General features: G+C 56.4%; 12 protein-coding genes. 9 read left to right on the forward strand and 3 right to left on the reverse strand.

From position 1 onward, the window contains the following. Positions 1–51 precede the first annotated feature (51 nt). The 4 genes from ACPYOJ_RS06180 (at position 52) to ACPYOJ_RS06195 (ending at position 4,932) form a co-directional block, all read left to right on the forward strand. Positions 52–852 carry a LuxR C-terminal-related transcriptional regulator gene (locus tag ACPYOJ_RS06180; protein ID WP_481415462.1) on the forward strand — a complete coding sequence of 267 codons (801 nt, stop codon included), beginning with the start codon at positions 52–54 and terminating at the stop codon, positions 850–852. Between the two features lie 1,113 nt (positions 853–1,965). Further along, positions 1,966–3,081 (forward strand): GumC domain-containing protein, encoded by a 1,116-nt coding sequence (locus tag ACPYOJ_RS06185; protein WP_481415463.1) that lies wholly within the window; start codon positions 1,966–1,968, stop codon positions 3,079–3,081. A gap of 39 nt (positions 3,082–3,120) precedes the next feature. Further along, complete coding sequence (locus ACPYOJ_RS06190; RefSeq protein ID WP_481415464.1) at positions 3,121–3,939, forward strand: CpsD/CapB family tyrosine-protein kinase; 819 nt, start codon at positions 3,121–3,123, stop codon at positions 3,937–3,939. A 72-nt stretch (positions 3,940–4,011) separates the two neighbouring features. Beyond that, a complete protein-coding gene (locus ACPYOJ_RS06195; protein WP_481415465.1) occupies positions 4,012–4,932 on the forward strand; it encodes a glycosyltransferase family 2 protein in 921 nt (306 codons plus the stop codon). Positions 4,933–5,013: 81 nt separating this feature from the next. On the opposite strand, the gene ACPYOJ_RS06200 is transcribed toward ACPYOJ_RS06195, so the two are convergent. After that, complete coding sequence (locus ACPYOJ_RS06200; protein ID WP_481415466.1) at positions 5,014–5,811, reverse strand: WecB/TagA/CpsF family glycosyltransferase; 798 nt, start codon at positions 5,809–5,811, stop codon at positions 5,014–5,016. A 202-nt stretch (positions 5,812–6,013) separates the two neighbouring features. On the opposite strand from ACPYOJ_RS06200, the gene ACPYOJ_RS06205 reads away from it, so the two are divergent. Then, the gene (locus ACPYOJ_RS06205) at positions 6,014–7,327 is read left to right on the forward strand and encodes a glycosyltransferase family 2 protein (RefSeq protein ID WP_481415467.1); all 1,314 of its coding nucleotides are present in this window, start codon (positions 6,014–6,016) and stop codon (positions 7,325–7,327) included. A 54-nt stretch (positions 7,328–7,381) separates the two neighbouring features. Further along, positions 7,382–8,266, forward strand: coding sequence for an FkbM family methyltransferase (locus tag ACPYOJ_RS06210; protein WP_481415468.1), 885 nt, complete (start codon positions 7,382–7,384; stop codon positions 8,264–8,266). Between the two features lie 59 nt (positions 8,267–8,325). On the opposite strand, the gene ACPYOJ_RS06215 is transcribed toward ACPYOJ_RS06210, so the two are convergent. Continuing rightward, complete coding sequence (locus ACPYOJ_RS06215) at positions 8,326–9,519, reverse strand: hypothetical protein (RefSeq protein ID WP_481415469.1); 1,194 nt, start codon at positions 9,517–9,519, stop codon at positions 8,326–8,328. Positions 9,520–9,844: 325 nt separating this feature from the next. Between ACPYOJ_RS06215 and ACPYOJ_RS06220 the strand changes: the two genes are divergently transcribed. The 3 genes from ACPYOJ_RS06220 to ACPYOJ_RS06230 all read left to right on the forward strand — a co-directional run bounded on the left by ACPYOJ_RS06220 (position 9,845) and on the right by ACPYOJ_RS06230 (position 13,504). Beyond that, positions 9,845–11,293, forward strand: coding sequence for an O-antigen ligase family protein (locus ACPYOJ_RS06220; RefSeq protein WP_481415470.1), 1,449 nt, complete (start codon positions 9,845–9,847; stop codon positions 11,291–11,293). A gap of 75 nt (positions 11,294–11,368) precedes the next feature. Then, positions 11,369–12,280, forward strand: coding sequence for a DUF6492 family protein (locus tag ACPYOJ_RS06225; RefSeq protein WP_481415504.1), 912 nt, complete (start codon positions 11,369–11,371; stop codon positions 12,278–12,280). Positions 12,281–12,382: 102 nt separating this feature from the next. Beyond that, positions 12,383–13,504: a glycosyltransferase gene (locus ACPYOJ_RS06230; RefSeq protein WP_481415471.1), complete on the forward strand. Its 1,122-nt coding sequence runs from the start codon at positions 12,383–12,385 to the stop codon at positions 13,502–13,504. Positions 13,505–13,506: 2 nt separating this feature from the next. Here the strand turns inward: ACPYOJ_RS06230 and ACPYOJ_RS06235 are convergent, their stop codons facing one another. Next, positions 13,507–14,739 (reverse strand): rhamnosyltransferase WsaF family glycosyltransferase, encoded by a 1,233-nt coding sequence (locus ACPYOJ_RS06235; protein WP_481415472.1) that lies wholly within the window; start codon positions 14,737–14,739, stop codon positions 13,507–13,509. Positions 14,740–14,908 lie beyond the last annotated feature (169 nt).

Consider the following 14,908-nt stretch of genomic DNA (forward strand, 5'->3'; position numbering starts at 1 on the left):
TGTTCGACCTTAGTTGGGGCGTAGGGAAACTATGTGGGGGAGGATGAGGCTGTGAGTTCAGCGATTGTACCAAATTTAAACCACAGGCAGGAAAATGTAGCTCCTCCCCTGAAAATTGAGCACGGCTCGACTGCACTGACCCGGACGCTCGTGGAAGGGTCAAGGCCCAAGCATTCGCTAGTAATTCTCGACAACCGTGCACTTGACCGGCAATGCCTTGCGCAATGCATGGCGGCCCACAAGGCTGATCTACTTATCCTGGCATTCGGGTCAATTGAGGAGTGGGAGCAAAAACGCGACGAGTACCCTCCGCTTTCAGCAATTCTCTTGAACGTCGGGGGCAAAAAGATCGACGAGCCTGCCGTCTCGGAGGAAATCAGGAGTCTTTCCTCGGAGTTCGGATCGATACCAATCATCGTATTGGCTGATAGCGACGACTACGCCCAGATCGTCAGGGCGCTCGAGTATGGTGCCAAAGGTTATATACCGACGTCGGTCAGCATTAGCGTCTGCATGGAGCTGATCGCGCTGTCAGTGGCAGGAGGGGTTTTTGTGCCTGCGAGCGCCCTATTTGCAATGCGTCACTTGCTCGAGTCAGGCAATTCGACGGCGCGCCCTTTGGCGGGGATATTCACCGATCGCCAAGCGGAAGTCGTCGAGGCGCTTCGCCGCGGAAAGGCAAACAAGATCATCGCCTATGAGCTCAATTTACGGGAAAGCACCGTTAAGGTGCATGTTCGCAACATCATGAAAAAGGTCAAGGCGACGAACAGAACGGAGGTCGTCTTCAAGATCAACGATCTCTTTCCCGATAGTCTCACAGGCGCGGGAACGAACAGGGTACCGTGCTGATCCGTCAGCCGACGACGTCTTCAATCACATCGCAAGCGCATTCCCGCTTTAACCTATCCCGGTGGCTGTAAAGGAAATTCAGCACTGGTCACGATCTGATGCTCCGGATTGCTCGATGGACGGGCACAGTTCGTCAGGTGCAACATAACGAGCGTCGTAAAGCGGGCATTCGCTTGCCAGGCTAGGCGCGCGTGCAATCGCCCGCGCCAACCGGCTCCTCAGATCATCCTGCTCCCTCCGTTCGGCCTGGTGTTCGCAGCCTCACGGATTGGAGGTCTTAGCGCACTTCTCCACCCATCCGGCAAAGACGATCAGCCCTTTGGCGCAGCGGGAGCTGCGCCAAAGGGCTTCGTGGTTAACCGTCATGATGGCACCTCAGCAATGCCGCCATAAGCAGGGAAACCTGTTTCACGACGGATAGCACGATCGAGTTCCCGCACACGAAGATATTGGCTCAAACGGCGCTCCGTAGCATCTCGTCGCGCGGACCTCTCTGAGGGACGCGTTAGGAGTACGACGGGTGGATAGGAGATTCACCCAAAGAACTAACGACCGGCGAATATGCGCTCCGGGCACCTACCATCGATGATCTATCATGTCATTCGCAATCGCCCGAAGATAACCATCCGGCACATCGCCGGTGGGGCATTCAAGTGGGGCGGTATTGTTGTGGGCGAGTTGGATCTACGTTTCTATTTTTGGATCCTGAAGCGAAGATTGCCTTACCTCACGGCATTCGTCGTCTTGGCGGTGGCAATCGCCGTCGCCTTTGCCCTCGCCCTCCCGCGGGCCTACGTCTCCACCGGCAGAATCCTGGTGGAATCCCCGCAGATTCCATCCGAACTCGCTCGTTCGACCGTTCCCACAAACGTCTTTGAACAGTTGAAGATCACTCAGCAGCAAATCACGACACGCGACGGTCTTGTTGAATTGGCGGACAAGCTCGGGATCTACGGCAACGAAAGGGCAATGCTCTCCGGAGAGGATATCGCCAAGGATATGCGCTCCCGCATATCGTTCGAACAGGTTCTGTGGGACGCGCCGCAGGGTGGCCCGGGAGCGACCGTATTCAGCGTGTCGTTCAAGGCGAACGAACCGGTGCTGGCGGCAAAGGTGGCCAATGAGCTCGTGGGAATGATCCTGCGCCGCAACCAGCGTCAACGCACTGATCGCGCTGGAGACACGTACCGGTTTTTCAACCAGGAAGTCATGAGGCTCGGCGCGGATTTAAACCGGCTTGAAGCCGACATTCTCAAGTTCAAGAACGAGAACAAGGATACGTTGCCAGACAGCCTTGATTTTCGCCGCACGCGCCAAATCAGCCAGCAGGAAAGGCTGGTGTCGCTGGAGCATGAGGAGGCCGATCTGCGCTCCAGGCGTGGCAATCTCGTCGCCACCTATGCCGCGACCGGTCAGATTGCGAGTGCCGATCCCTTAACGCCGGAGCAGCAAACTCTGATGGACATGAACCGCGCCTTGGCGGAACAATTGACCACCTTTTCACCCTCGAGCCCCAACATCGTGGCTCTGCGGACCCGAATTGCGTCGCTGGAAGATGGCTTGAAGGTGACAGACCCAGCGAAAGCAGACGGCACGAAGGACAAGAGGAACATTTCCGCACTTGACGTTCAATTGTCGGATATTGATGAACGGCTTCAGCTCATAGCGCGCGAAAAATCGGCGATTACGCGGAACATCGCCGAGCTCACCCGCTCCATTACACTGACACCGGAAAGCGAGACGGTGCTCAATTCCTTGGAGCGGAACCAGTTAAATCTGCAGACGCAATATAACGCAGCGATTGCGCGGCGGGCAGAGGCGTTGATCGGCGAGCAAATCGAGATGCGTTCGGATGGCGGACGCTTCTCGCTGCTCGAGCCCGCAATACCGCCCGAATCCGCGGTAAGCCCGCAGCGCCGGCTGATTGTCGCCATCGGCGCAGTCGCAGGCGTTGGATTAGGTCTTGGCTTAATAGTGCTGCTTGAGCTGCTGAACCGGACGATCCGTCGACCGTCCGAGCTGGCTCAAATGCTTGAATACCAGCCGCTAGCCACTATTCCGCACATCCTTGCGCCGAGCGACGTCGTTGCTGCAAACAAAAGTCGGGGTCTAGCCGTGCTACTGTTCAGCAGCGCCATCCCCATCTCCCTGATGGTCATTCACTATTATTTCCGGCCGCTTGGGCCTGCATTTCAGGCGCTTTTCTCAAGACTGACAGCGAGTTGGTGAGCTAACATGACCCCTGTGAAACCTCCCCTAGGCATTCTCATGAAGATGCAGGAAGTCAATATGGAGAAATCCCAAATACCGCTGCAAGAGCCGACGCCCTTGCGCGCGGGCGAGCGGCTAACGGATCAGACAATTGTTCCAGGTCCCCGGACTGGAGGTGACTTGCTTTGGGCCGGCCTTTTGCCGTTGCATATGGATTCCGAAGTGCTCGCCAATAATCGCATCGTCACCATAACCGGCTCCGACCTGGCACAGGCGGCGTTCGGCATGATGCGCACAAGGCTGCTGCAAACCATGCGGGAGAACAACTGGGCCTCCGTTGCCATTACGTCTCCGACTCCTTCTTGCGGCAAGACCTTCGTTGCGGCCAACCTGGCATTCGCTCTCGCAAACCAACAGGATTGCCGCACCGTGCTCGTCGACCTGGATCTGAGGCAACCGGGTATCGGCAACGTCCTCGGCATGGATGACTTGCCCTCAATGGAACTATACCTGAAGGGGCAGAGCGAGATCCGCGATGTTTTTCGGCGTTACGGTGACAATTTGGCAATTGGAGCCAATAGCCAATCTGTTGCCTTGCCAGCGGAGCTGCTGCAGAGCCGGGACACAACACGTGTGTTGCGGGAAATGCGACAGAGGATGAGCCCAGACATCATCCTGTTCGATCTGCCGCCAATGCAACCCAACGATGACGTGCTGGCATTCTTGCCGAATGTTGATTGCGCAGTTCTAGTCGCGGCCGCCGAACACAGCACGCTGCGCGAGGTTGACACCTGCGAGCATAACCTTTCCGAAAAAACCAATGTCCTTGGTGTGGTGTTGAACAAGTGCCGATATGGCAGTGAAAGCAGCTGCTGACCGGACGAAGCTGATCGAGGCTTGGCGCCGAATTTTCCTACGAAAACTGACTGAGGGGGAGACATGGTCACGTTGCCGAGACAGATTGAACAGCATAAGCGACTGGCGGACGCCACGGAACCAGCGCGACCACTCGCCGTGGTGATTGTGACCTACAACAGCTCGTCTGTCCTGCCAGGGTTGCTGGATTCGTTGCCTGCGGGTCTCGAGGGTGTTGAACACTACGAAGTGGTCATCATCGACAACGATTCGAGGGATCGATCCGTCGACATCGCGCTTGCTCATCCGATCGGCGCCCGCGTCATTAGGAACGGACGAAACGCCGGCTATGCCGCAGGGATCAATGCCGCGGTCGCAACAATTGAACCTGACAGGAATATCCTGGTCCTTAATCCCGACATTCGTCTTTATCCTGGTGCGGCACGAATACTGAATGATCGGCTGCGTGACTCGCGGGTCGGGGTCGCAGTCCCTCAGGTCCTTGATGAGGACGGCAGCGTCAGTCGCTCGCTCAGGCGCGAGCCGTCCCTTGTAACCGTTTGGTCGGATGCGCTCGTTGGATCGAAACTCGCCGCCTGGTTCGGCCTCAGCGAGGTCGTCGCAGATCCGTCCTTGTACGATCAAGGCGGCACGGTCGAATGGGCGGTTGGCGCGATCCTGGCCATTGCTGCACGGGCGCGGCAAGCGGTTGGTGATTGGGACGAGTCCTTCTTTCTTTACAGCGAGGAAGTCGATTACCAGGAAAGAGTACGCCGGTGCGGCCTTTCCATTGTCTATGATACAGGCGCGCGAGCAATCCATATCGGCGGCAAAACTGAGGATAACCTCATGCTATGCGCCATGATGGCGTCTAACCGCATCCGCTACTACCGTCAGCGTCATGGCTACTTGTCCACGATGCTTTTTCGTCTCGGTGTTATTACCGGCGAGAGCATGCGCGTACCACTGCGCCGAAGACACCGGGCTGCCTTGCGCGGGGCATTGACCGCCTAGTCGCGAGGCGAAGAGGTTGGTTCCCTACAAAGGCCGCTTGCCGAAGTGATTTTAAAACGCAAACGGTCCTGTGTGGGGGCTTCATCTTTCGTGCGCAAGGCGGCGTCTTCTTGCTATTTCTCCCAGGACGATGCGCCCAAATGGCACGACTGCAAAAACATAGCGGCGCCACAGCCTTCGCGGATCCGATGCGATCCGATGCAACCATTCCAATCCGGACCGGCGCATCCAGGCGGGGGCCCGTTTCTTCATTCCGGTAAGAAATTCCAAAGCAGCGCCGACGCAGAACCCGACTCCCCGAGCGTCCGGATGCGTCAAGAGTTCGTGCGCAATCTTTTCCGACTGCGGCGAACCAATTGCTATAAAAATGAAGCGAGCTCGCTCACGTGTGGCAAAGTCTACACAGGACTGCAAGGCTGCGGCGTTGGTCCATACCGCCTGCGGCGGTACGAAAGCTCGAAAGCGTACGCTTGGATAGGCGAGTTCCAGATTGCGGACAATTCGATCATTCGCTGCGATCAGCGTAATGCTATCCCCGTTGTTGATGACGGACTTGAAAAGGGTCGCGGTCAGGTCGGAACCAGTTACGAGAGGCAAGTCTAGAGACAAGGCTCTCGCCAACCGTGCGATCGGCTGGCTGTCGCAAAGGGATAACCAGGCGCGATCGTAGTATTCGGCGAGCACCGCGTTTTCATTCAATCTTACTACGTGGTCGACATTCGGCGTGACGATATAGCGAAATCGCGAACCCGGCCCGCAGTCACTCACAAGATTAACGACTGCATTCGGAACAATGCAGTCGAAAGGAGCGCCAAGAAAATAATGCCGGCGCCTGGCATAAAACCCGTCCTCTCGCGGCAGCTTGTCTAGACCGGTCATCGCCTCTCCCCTCACCCTCGGTCGGCAGCGATACGCAAGTACAGACGCCAGCGTTTTCCAGACTTATATTGGTGTTTTGTTTTAGTTATGCTTGAAGTTAATCATCTTAAGTAGTTGTTATACAATATATTATTGGTCTAAATTAGAACATCACTTTGACGTACAGCGAGATATAGCCTCGAACGTCAGGCGATAGGCCCAAATGCGTATTGCTATAAACTTGAGAGGAGATTCGATGTTCTGTATTTGTATTTTGACGGAACGTGAGAATTTCTCGTCAGTCATGCAAGGAGAACATCGCGTGTGGAATGCGATCTTGAGCTCTACAGCCTTCGCCGCAACCGCTGTCCTATCGATACCGAGCACTCTTTATGCGCTGGAATGTCTCGTCGCCAGCCTGGGGTGGCGAACGAGGCCGGTCGTGGAGATGGACCGAAAGCATCGTCCTTCGATTGCCGTCCTAGTCCCGGCTCACAACGAAGAAAGCGGCATCGCCGCGACCCTCGCCAGTATTTCCAGCCAGCTGTCTACCCAAGACCGGCTGGTCGTCGTAGCCGATAACTGCACCGACCAGACGGCACAGCTTGCTAAGGCCGCGGGCGTAGAGGTCCTCGAACGTTTTGACCGCGACCTTCGCGGTAAGGGATTTGCGCTCGATGCCGGCATACGCCATTTGGAGAAGGCTCCACCAGAAATCGTCGTAATGATCGACGCGGATTGTCACCTTGGTGCGAATGCGCTCGAAAGACTTACTGCGGCCGTTGTTGCAAGCGGCAAGCCAGTTCAATCGCGCAACCTGATGACCGCCCCTGCCGGAGCGGCAATCAATCATGCGGTGGCGGAATTCGCGTTTCTCGTTAAGAACCACGTGAGGCCCCTCGGCCTCGCGCACCTTGGCCTGCCATGCCAGGTCACCGGGACCGGGACTGCAATTCCGTGGCGCCTTTTAGCCGGTGCACACGTAGCTAATTCAAACCGTGTCGAAGACATGAAGCTCGGACTGGATCTCTCGCGCGGTGGACACGCGCCACGGTTTTGCGAGCACGCGCTGGTTACGAGCCAGTTCCCCTGCTCCGAAGAAGGAGCCGGCTCCCAGCGCCGCCGTTGGGAGGGAGGTCACCTCGGAATGATCCGAACAGAAATGCGCTCTTTGCTTGAGCCTCGGACGTTCCTGAACCTGGACTGCCTAGCGCTAACATTGGACCTAATGGTGCCACCACTGACGCTGCTTCTGTTTCTGCTGTTATCAGCGCTGCTGTTCACAGGTGTTCTTGCGGCGGCCGGCCTATCGATTTTGCCCCTGGCGATTGCGGCGACAAGTCTGGCTCTGGTGTTTGTCGCAACGTTTGCGGCTTGGCTGGCCTATGGACAAAAAGCGCTGCCTGCGCGTGCCATAGGCGCAATTCCGCTCTACGTGGCATGGAAGTTGAAGCTCTACCCGCGCACCTTGTTTGGCAGCGCCAGGGAAGGCTGGATCAGAACTGCCCGCGAAAAACCACGTGCGCCGGAAATTTGAATGCAATCAATGGCTCCTGGCGCGCAACGAGATCTCAGGATGGAGTAGAGACAAATGATCCCTGCGGCAATCCCTTCCACACCGAGTTGGCGAGAGAGGTCCGTCGCGGCTATAGCCCGACGCTATCCCCTGAAATCCGGGGGACCAACAATTGCAAACTCAAACATAATCAAATTTCTTTCGGGCAATCGAACGGTCAACCTCTGGGCTGAGGTCAAGGGTGGCAAGGCTCTCGTGCCGGTCAACGACCTGGTCGGTCGCACCATGTACTTTGTCGGCGATCTCGACCCGAAAATCTCTTGGATAGTCGATCGTTTTGTGCGCCCGGGAGATGTCGTATTGGACATAGGCGCCAATCTAGGACTGGTCAGCCTGCATTTAGCTGCTCGCGTCGGAGGTGAGGGTAGGGTGCATGCCTTCGAGCCCAATCCGGTCATACGGGCTTACTTGGATGCGACGGTCAGCGAGAACACCCATTCGCCGATCATGATCCATCCGATCGCATTGGGTGAAGAAGACACGGAAATGTCGTTGTCCGTGCCAGACATGAATGCAGGCGCCGCATCACTGAAGGGGGACGAAGGACGCGCCGCTTACGTGATCCAGGTTCCTGTCAGGTGCCTCAGCGACTACGCTGTTGAACACGGTATATCGCGGATAGACTTTATCAAGCTTGACGTTGAGGGCTTCGAGGCGGAAGTTCTGGAGGGCGGGAGAGAAATAATAGAAAGATATCATCCAAGGGCCATATTATTTGAAGAGTATGGAGAGACGAACAGAAATAAACTTCCTTTATCAATATCTATGCTTATCGATATCGGTTATACGGTTTTTGGACTTCCAAAGAGGATGTTCGTCGTTGATATGGTACCGCTGGAGGGCTTGACCTCGGCGCACGACTACGTGGCGGTATGGCCTGTCAAAAGGAAGCCCCAATGAGGGGCAAGCCGTTATTCCGATTGGTCTGCTCCGTTGTTGAGGCATAGACCTCACCGAAATCACCCCATTAGTTCGGCTGGAGTATACCCCCTCCTGCACTGGTAGGGATCGAAGCGGAGCTGGGAAAGCCCCCAAGGTTCGTATGCCAGTTCGGCTGGTTCATTCGAAAGATTCAGAATGATCTTGTATTCACCTGTCTCGGTTCGCACCGAGCAGCCTTCGAAGGGATAGGGCAGACCGGAATCTGAGGCGCCAACGGCCTTCAGCAGCAACGACGGCCGGCGGCCGCCTTTAGTCGAGTCCATCAGGATGTCCTCGATCTTGTCGATCTCCGAATGAAATGTATTCAGCTCGTCTATGAGCGCTTGCGGAGTGGCATCGTACGAGAACTCGGGCGAGAATTTGAAAGTGAAGTAGATCACGCCCGCGGCCCCGTGGATGATCGACGACCACGCCTGCACGCGAAACTCCGCCGGAGTCGTTTCTTGACCCGCGGATCCGTTAAATTGGGTCAGTCCTATGATCGAGAACTGCGGTTTGCCCCCGCTCCAAAGCAGTAGCCTGTCAATGGCATGGCCCTGCTGTGTGGATTTGTAGTCGTCGAGTTCGAGGATCATGTCAGTCCCCGTCGCGACTGGATAGCAATCATGGCCCAGCCAATCGATGTAGGGACTATCGGCGTAGTCGGACATGATTTCTTCGACATACGCGTTGTTGACGTGGTTGCCGAGGTGATTGATCCACAGCGGCTTTCCGCCAACAGCCCAATTTCGTGCGACAACATCGACTTCGGCGGGTGTCAAAGTAACACCCTCGTAGGTGATGCCGTTTCCACCTGGCTTAACGTTTGAAGGTTCGTCCATCAACGCAAAGGCGAGCAGTCTTTCTTCCCGCAGGTCGCGCTCGAATGCCGCATGGTCGACAACCAAAAAACTCGGAACTGGGCCGGAAACGTCGAGACCGGAGGGCTCGCGAACCATGTAAAGTCCGAGCCTGTTCGCTTCCTGCGTCCAAAGGCCGATGTCCCCACCGCCATTCACCGTAAAAAGGGTGTTGACCCCGCGCGCTTTCCAAACCTCCATTTTTTCCGGAGGCTGTTGATAGACACCCTTTACGAAGAGGGTTGGACCAGGAAATGGCGGGCCTTGGATCGCAGTCTGCGCGAACGCGAGTTTTCCGATTGGCCCCATTGCATTTGCGATCGGCGCTAGAACGGCCAGGCCCAGGACATGGCGGCGACTGATCCCTTCCATGCTTGCCTCCACTCGCTTTACGATGACGGGGGCATCATAGCGATACCCTGATCCGCGCCGGGATACAGGAATTTTGACGACCCTCTTACCTCTAAGGGATTGGTGGCTGACGAGCGCCCTTCGTCTAAACTGGTCTTCTTCGAAGTGTCGAAACCAGGACTGGGCCCGAAATGACTATTCTTACTTCCGGCAATCTGCTTCTGGTAACGCCTCAGCCGACCTATCAAAGGGACCGTCGAGATGGAGGCGCGGCAACACCTCCTTCTGCACGATCTGCAGGCAGCCGCGCGATTTCGTCCGGGCAGCGCGGAAAATGGATTGCGCCATGACGGCCAATACCGAAGCGATCGCGCAACGAGCTTTTTTCACGCCACGTAAGTCCGCCGCCGCAGCGCCGCGCCTTGTCGCGGGCAAGAGGTCAAGCGAGCGGGATCTCGAAGCGGCGCCACGAGGCCATTCATGGCCCGTTGTCGTCTTCATCGTTGCTCTTGCAGTCCCCTGGATCTTTTATTTCGGCCCTCTCCGGATGTCGGCCTACCGCATACTTTTGTGCGTTGCCGTCGTCCCCTGCCTCTTCCATTGGGCGAAGGGGGCTTCAGGGCAGATCAGAGCCGCCGATCTTTCGATTATTCTTTTTGCATGTTGGAAAGGCATGTCCCTACTGCTGCTGCATGGCACATCAGCCCTACAGCCGGTCGGCATCTCGTTCGTCGAAACCCTTGGTGCATACTTTCTGGCGCGTTGCTGCATCCGCAACGCCGATGACTTTCAAGCGATGGTGAAGGTGCTTTTTGCTGTCATAGCGGCACTGCTACCCCTTGCGCTTGTGGAGGCCGGCACCGGTTGGAAAGCTACCCTGCGTATCTTCGGCATGTTCCTACCGACTTACGCGGCAGACCTGATGACTCCGCGGGCGGGTCTTTGGAGAGTCCAGGGGCCGTTTGAACATTCGATACTCTTTGGTATCGTTTGCAGCACCGGATTTGCGTTGGCTTTTCTGGTCCTGGGATACCGAAAATCGCTCTTCGAAAAATGCTGGAGGGCCGGGATCGTGGGGCTCACTGCAGCGCTTTCCCTCTCTGCCGGGCCTCTTCTTGGCATCGCATTTCAGTGTCTGTTGATTTTCTGGAAGCGACTGGCGGATGCAACCAGCCTGAAACTGGTTTGGGCTGTAACGATTTCCTTGCTTTTGATGGCTCAGCTTGCCGGCTGGATAACGCATCGCTCGCCGATCGCAGTCATTGCCAGCAGATTGACTTTCGACCCGATGTCATACTGGTCCCGTAACCTTATTTCGGAGTACGGCTGGTTATCGGTTTCAAATCATCCCTGGCTGGGCACAGGCTTTGGCAGATGGGATCGCCCTGACTGGATGGCTTCCAGTATTGATAATTTCTGGTTGGGCACAGCGGTTGGACACGGATATCCCGCGTTGTTTCTGATCGGCGGCTCGGTGGCGATTTGTTTTGCGTCCGTCGGCTTGAAGCGCGGCTTGGATGAGAGACACAGAGCATACCGCTCCGCTTATCTCATCTCGACGGCAAGTTGGTGTTTGGTCGGACAGACGGTCCATTTATGGGACGCCGCCTACGTTCTCGTTCTCTTTCTTCTCGGAAGCGGCCTGTGGATTCTGGATGCTGACGCGCCAGGCACGCTGCCATCTTCCAACACAGAGCGAATACGCAAAGTGCGCGGTCATCGAAGAAAAACGGCTGCAAGCAAAACGCTGGAACACGCCGACGGGACAAGCGGACGTAAGCCGTTTCGGCGCTAGGCTGGAATGCGCCGGTCGAGCCCGTTGGGCGCTTTCAGTAGGGTCCAGCAAAAGGGGGAAAATGCATTGGCAACGTTGACAGTTATAACGCCAAGCTATCGGCCGGACCTCGAACTGTGCCGTGATCTGAGTGTCTCTCTCCAACGGTTCGGACCGCCGGAGGTCGCTCATTGCGTCATCGTTCCCGCGGCCGACCGGCGAGCGTTTGCCGGGGTTGGTGAAGTGCATACCGCCGACGAATATCTGCCGGGAAACTTCCTGTCTGTCCCCGGAAACATGTGGGTAAATTGGCATCGCCCTTACCCGCCGGTCAGAGGTTGGATCGTCCAACAGTTGATCAAACTGGAAGCTGTCGCCCGATCGCAAGCCGATGTGGCGCTCTTGGTCGACTCCGACATCGTCTTTGTGCGCCCGTTTGCAGTCGAAATGTTTTACCGCGACCAGCAGACCCGGTTCTATCGTGCTGTTGACGCCGTGCATGCGGGGTTGCCCAGACACATTCTCTGGCATCGCGTGGCACGAAAGCTACTGGGGCTCCCGGCTTGCGACCAAATCCCGTTGCACGATTACATTTGCTGGCCGATGGTCTGGGATCCCAGAATTGTGCGTTCGATGCTCCGGCGGGTCGAGGAAACGACGGGAAGGCAGTGGCAGTCTGCAATTGCCGCACAACTGCATTTTTCCGAAGGCATTCTCTATGGCGTTTATGTCGACGAGGTCCTGGGCGGCGTGCCTTGGTCTGTCGATAGGATGCTGTGCGCGAACTGCTATGACGAGATCGCTTTGGACGAAGCCGCTTTCGAGACATTCATGTCGAAAGTCACACCAAAGGATATCGCGGTGATGATCTCGGCTAAATCGGGGACCTCCCTTCCGACGCGCCGGCGCCTGCTAGCAGCCATCGGCGGCCGATCGAATTCACCAGGATCGCCCCGCGCGGAACAACTGGATGGAAGCTGTCAAGTGCTTCGGAACTCGAACCTTTGACGAAGCCCGCTCCACGTTTGGATGTATGGCCGCATCTTAGCTCCAGCAATAAAATATGCGGCGAGGGAACGGATGGCATTAGGTTTGAGGGTAGGATCGCAATTGGAAATTCTCAGCCGCCGGTCTATAAGATTAACAAAGGGAAGGGTGACGAAAGCCAAGCCCCTGCATTATGTTCCTCGCGTGAGCGTTGTCATACCGTGCTATAACTACGGTTGCTATTTACGACAATGCGTTGGGAGCGTCACAAATCACCAGCCCGGTATTCAAGTCGAAGTCATCATTGTCGACGACAAGTCCACCGACGACAGTCTTAGTATCGCGCTATCGCTCCAGGGCTCCGATACGCGAGTGCGCGTAATACAGCACGCGCAAAACAAAGGACATATTGAAACCTACAATGACGGATTGGATGCAGCGACGGGAGAGTTCGTCCTGCTTTTGTCGGCCGACGATCTCGTGACTCCAGGCGCTCTCACGAGGGCTGCTGCGCTTTTGGCCGCGGAGCCATCCGTGGGACTGGTTTACGGAAATTGCATTGATTTCAGCGACAGCTTACCGGTCAGTCGTGGCGAACCGGGTGAGTGGGCTGTCTGGCCTGGTACCGAATGGCTGCATGAACGTTGCCGGTCAGCCTACAATGTGGTTCCCACGCCCACAGCCGTCATGCGAACGTCCGTTCTTCGAGCGATCGGAGGCTATCGTCCCGACCTCCCGCACGCTGGTGATTACGAGATGTGGCTGCGTACCTCTGCCGTCTCGGATATCGGTTTCCTGCTGAATGTGGATCAAGGTTACTATCGTCTTCACGCCTCCAATATGCACAAGAAAGACTTCGGCCAAGGTTCGGCGAAAGGGCACCTTATCGATCTAGCGCAACTCTGGCAGTCCTTCGAGGCGGTTTTTGCTGGGTTGGGCGAGAAGGTCGATACTGATGGATCTTTATTGCGGATCGCCCGTGAAACTTTGGCGCGTAGCGCGCTGGAACACGTGAACTATGCATATGCCAGGGGATTTCGGGACTTTCCGGCCGAAGAATTCGAAGAGCTTGCATATAGGATTGATCCGGAGGTGGGTCGGTCGGCAGCCGCCCGCGCGCTCGCAAGACGAAAAAAAGCCGGCATGTCTTCGCTTCCCCTCCATCCACTGTGGGCCTTCCAGGCTCTCAGCTCGCGGGTCAAAGCGCCGCTCCGGCGCTGGCGGACGCAGAGGATCGGCATCTGAAACTATGCATTTAGAACCCGACGTAATGCGGCGTCGACCGCTGCTCCGGCATCACTCCAGGATGCCGTTAGAACGCTCTCGGCCGCGCGTCTCGAGATTGTCTCAAAGTCAGCCATATTGACTACGCTTTCGAGCGCCGCCGCCAGCGAATGCGGGGTTGGGACAGCATAATGAATATGAGGGTTGTCGAGGACCATGCGATTGTGATCGGCGTCATTCACGACCGGAATGCAGCCGGATGCAAGCATTTCGTGGGGCACGAGAGAAACGTTTGTCAGAGACAGGCTCAGCCCCGCAAAGCACTGATTGTAAATTTCATTGAGCTTTGCGGGAGTCACCAATCCATGATTGATGAATTTAAACGGAAGATCACGGATCTGTTCACCGAAGAAATTCAATGGCACGCGGGGCTTTCGCTTTGCAAACAGTTCGAGCGCCAGAAGTCCGAGTTCGACTGCACGGCGAGGTGTGCCCGCTCGTGCATAAAACGCCACTCCGGTGCGGACGGAGGAGGCGTCTCGGCGATATTGTGCCGTGTCGCACCCAAAGGGAAAATAATCGGTTTTCATGCCGAATTCATGCGACAGCTTCTCTGCCAGCCAGCGGCCGGCGGTGATGCCATGGAATCCCATACGGTAGGTGTTTTCGGCAAGCATGCTGTTGGTGCCGACCGGGTAAAAGAAGGGCTCGTAATCCTGAACGAAATAGAGGCGTTTTCCAGAGCACCGCGCATTGAAAACAGCATAGGCCGACGGCCATGCAGTGGCCACCACTGCATGAGCGTCCAACATGCCAGCCCGTGCATTGCCTATATCGCAGGTGAGCCCGTAGTGTTCACGGGCGATCATTTCGTAGTACTTCCCGTCGCCGCCGTAGGGATCGTAAAAATAGACGCGGCTCACATAACCCTTGCTTTGAAGGTATTTGATGATCCGGAAAACCGTCGTGTGGCCACCCGACCCCGGCCCGGCTGGCCCTGTCACCCAATTCAGAGTGATCGGCGTGCCCGGCGCGATTTTCGGAACCATTGCCACTGGAGGCCGCGCGAGATCAGCCGCCAGGACGTCGTCGGGAAACACCGGCCAAACCACGTTGCGTGGTCTTAGCCAGTCCGCTGCCTTTAATCTTGCACGCGCAATGAGGGCGCCATAGTCCTGTGTTGATAGAAGTTTACCGACTTGACGAGTGCGACGGCCAATCTGAAGCTGTGTCGCATTAAGAAGGGATAGTGACATCGCTTAGGACCGCTCCATCGCTGGAAAACCCCAGACGTCTGCAGCGTTGCATCGCCGGCGTTCGTGTCGCAAGTTCCTACTTTGATCGAAGGCAAAAGTACTAACCCTGCGAAATCACGAGCGTTAGACTCCGTCATCATTAAAATGGCGTAAGTGGATACGTCTTTAG

The sequence above is a fragment of the Rhizobium sp. SVR5-9E genome (assembly GCF_056755095.1).

Bases quoted from the DNA above. Each gene is read 5' to 3' on its own strand.
- ACPYOJ_RS06205 (WP_481415467.1), top strand. From the start codon at position 6,014: ATGCGTATTGCTATAAACTTGAGAGGAGATTCGATGTTCTGTATTTGT.
- ACPYOJ_RS06210 (WP_481415468.1), top strand. From the start codon at position 7,382: ATGATCCCTGCGGCAATCCCTTCCACACCGAGTTGGCGAGAGAGGTCC.
- ACPYOJ_RS06190 (WP_481415464.1), top strand. From the start codon at position 3,121: ATGAAGATGCAGGAAGTCAATATGGAGAAATCCCAAATACCGCTGCAA.
- ACPYOJ_RS06220 (WP_481415470.1), top strand. From the start codon at position 9,845: ATGACGGCCAATACCGAAGCGATCGCGCAACGAGCTTTTTTCACGCCA.
- ACPYOJ_RS06200 (WP_481415466.1), bottom strand. From the start codon at position 5,811: ATGACCGGTCTAGACAAGCTGCCGCGAGAGGACGGGTTTTATGCCAGG.
- ACPYOJ_RS06215 (WP_481415469.1), bottom strand. From the start codon at position 9,519: ATGGAAGGGATCAGTCGCCGCCATGTCCTGGGCCTGGCCGTTCTAGCG.
- ACPYOJ_RS06235 (WP_481415472.1), bottom strand. From the start codon at position 14,739: ATGTCACTATCCCTTCTTAATGCGACACAGCTTCAGATTGGCCGTCGC.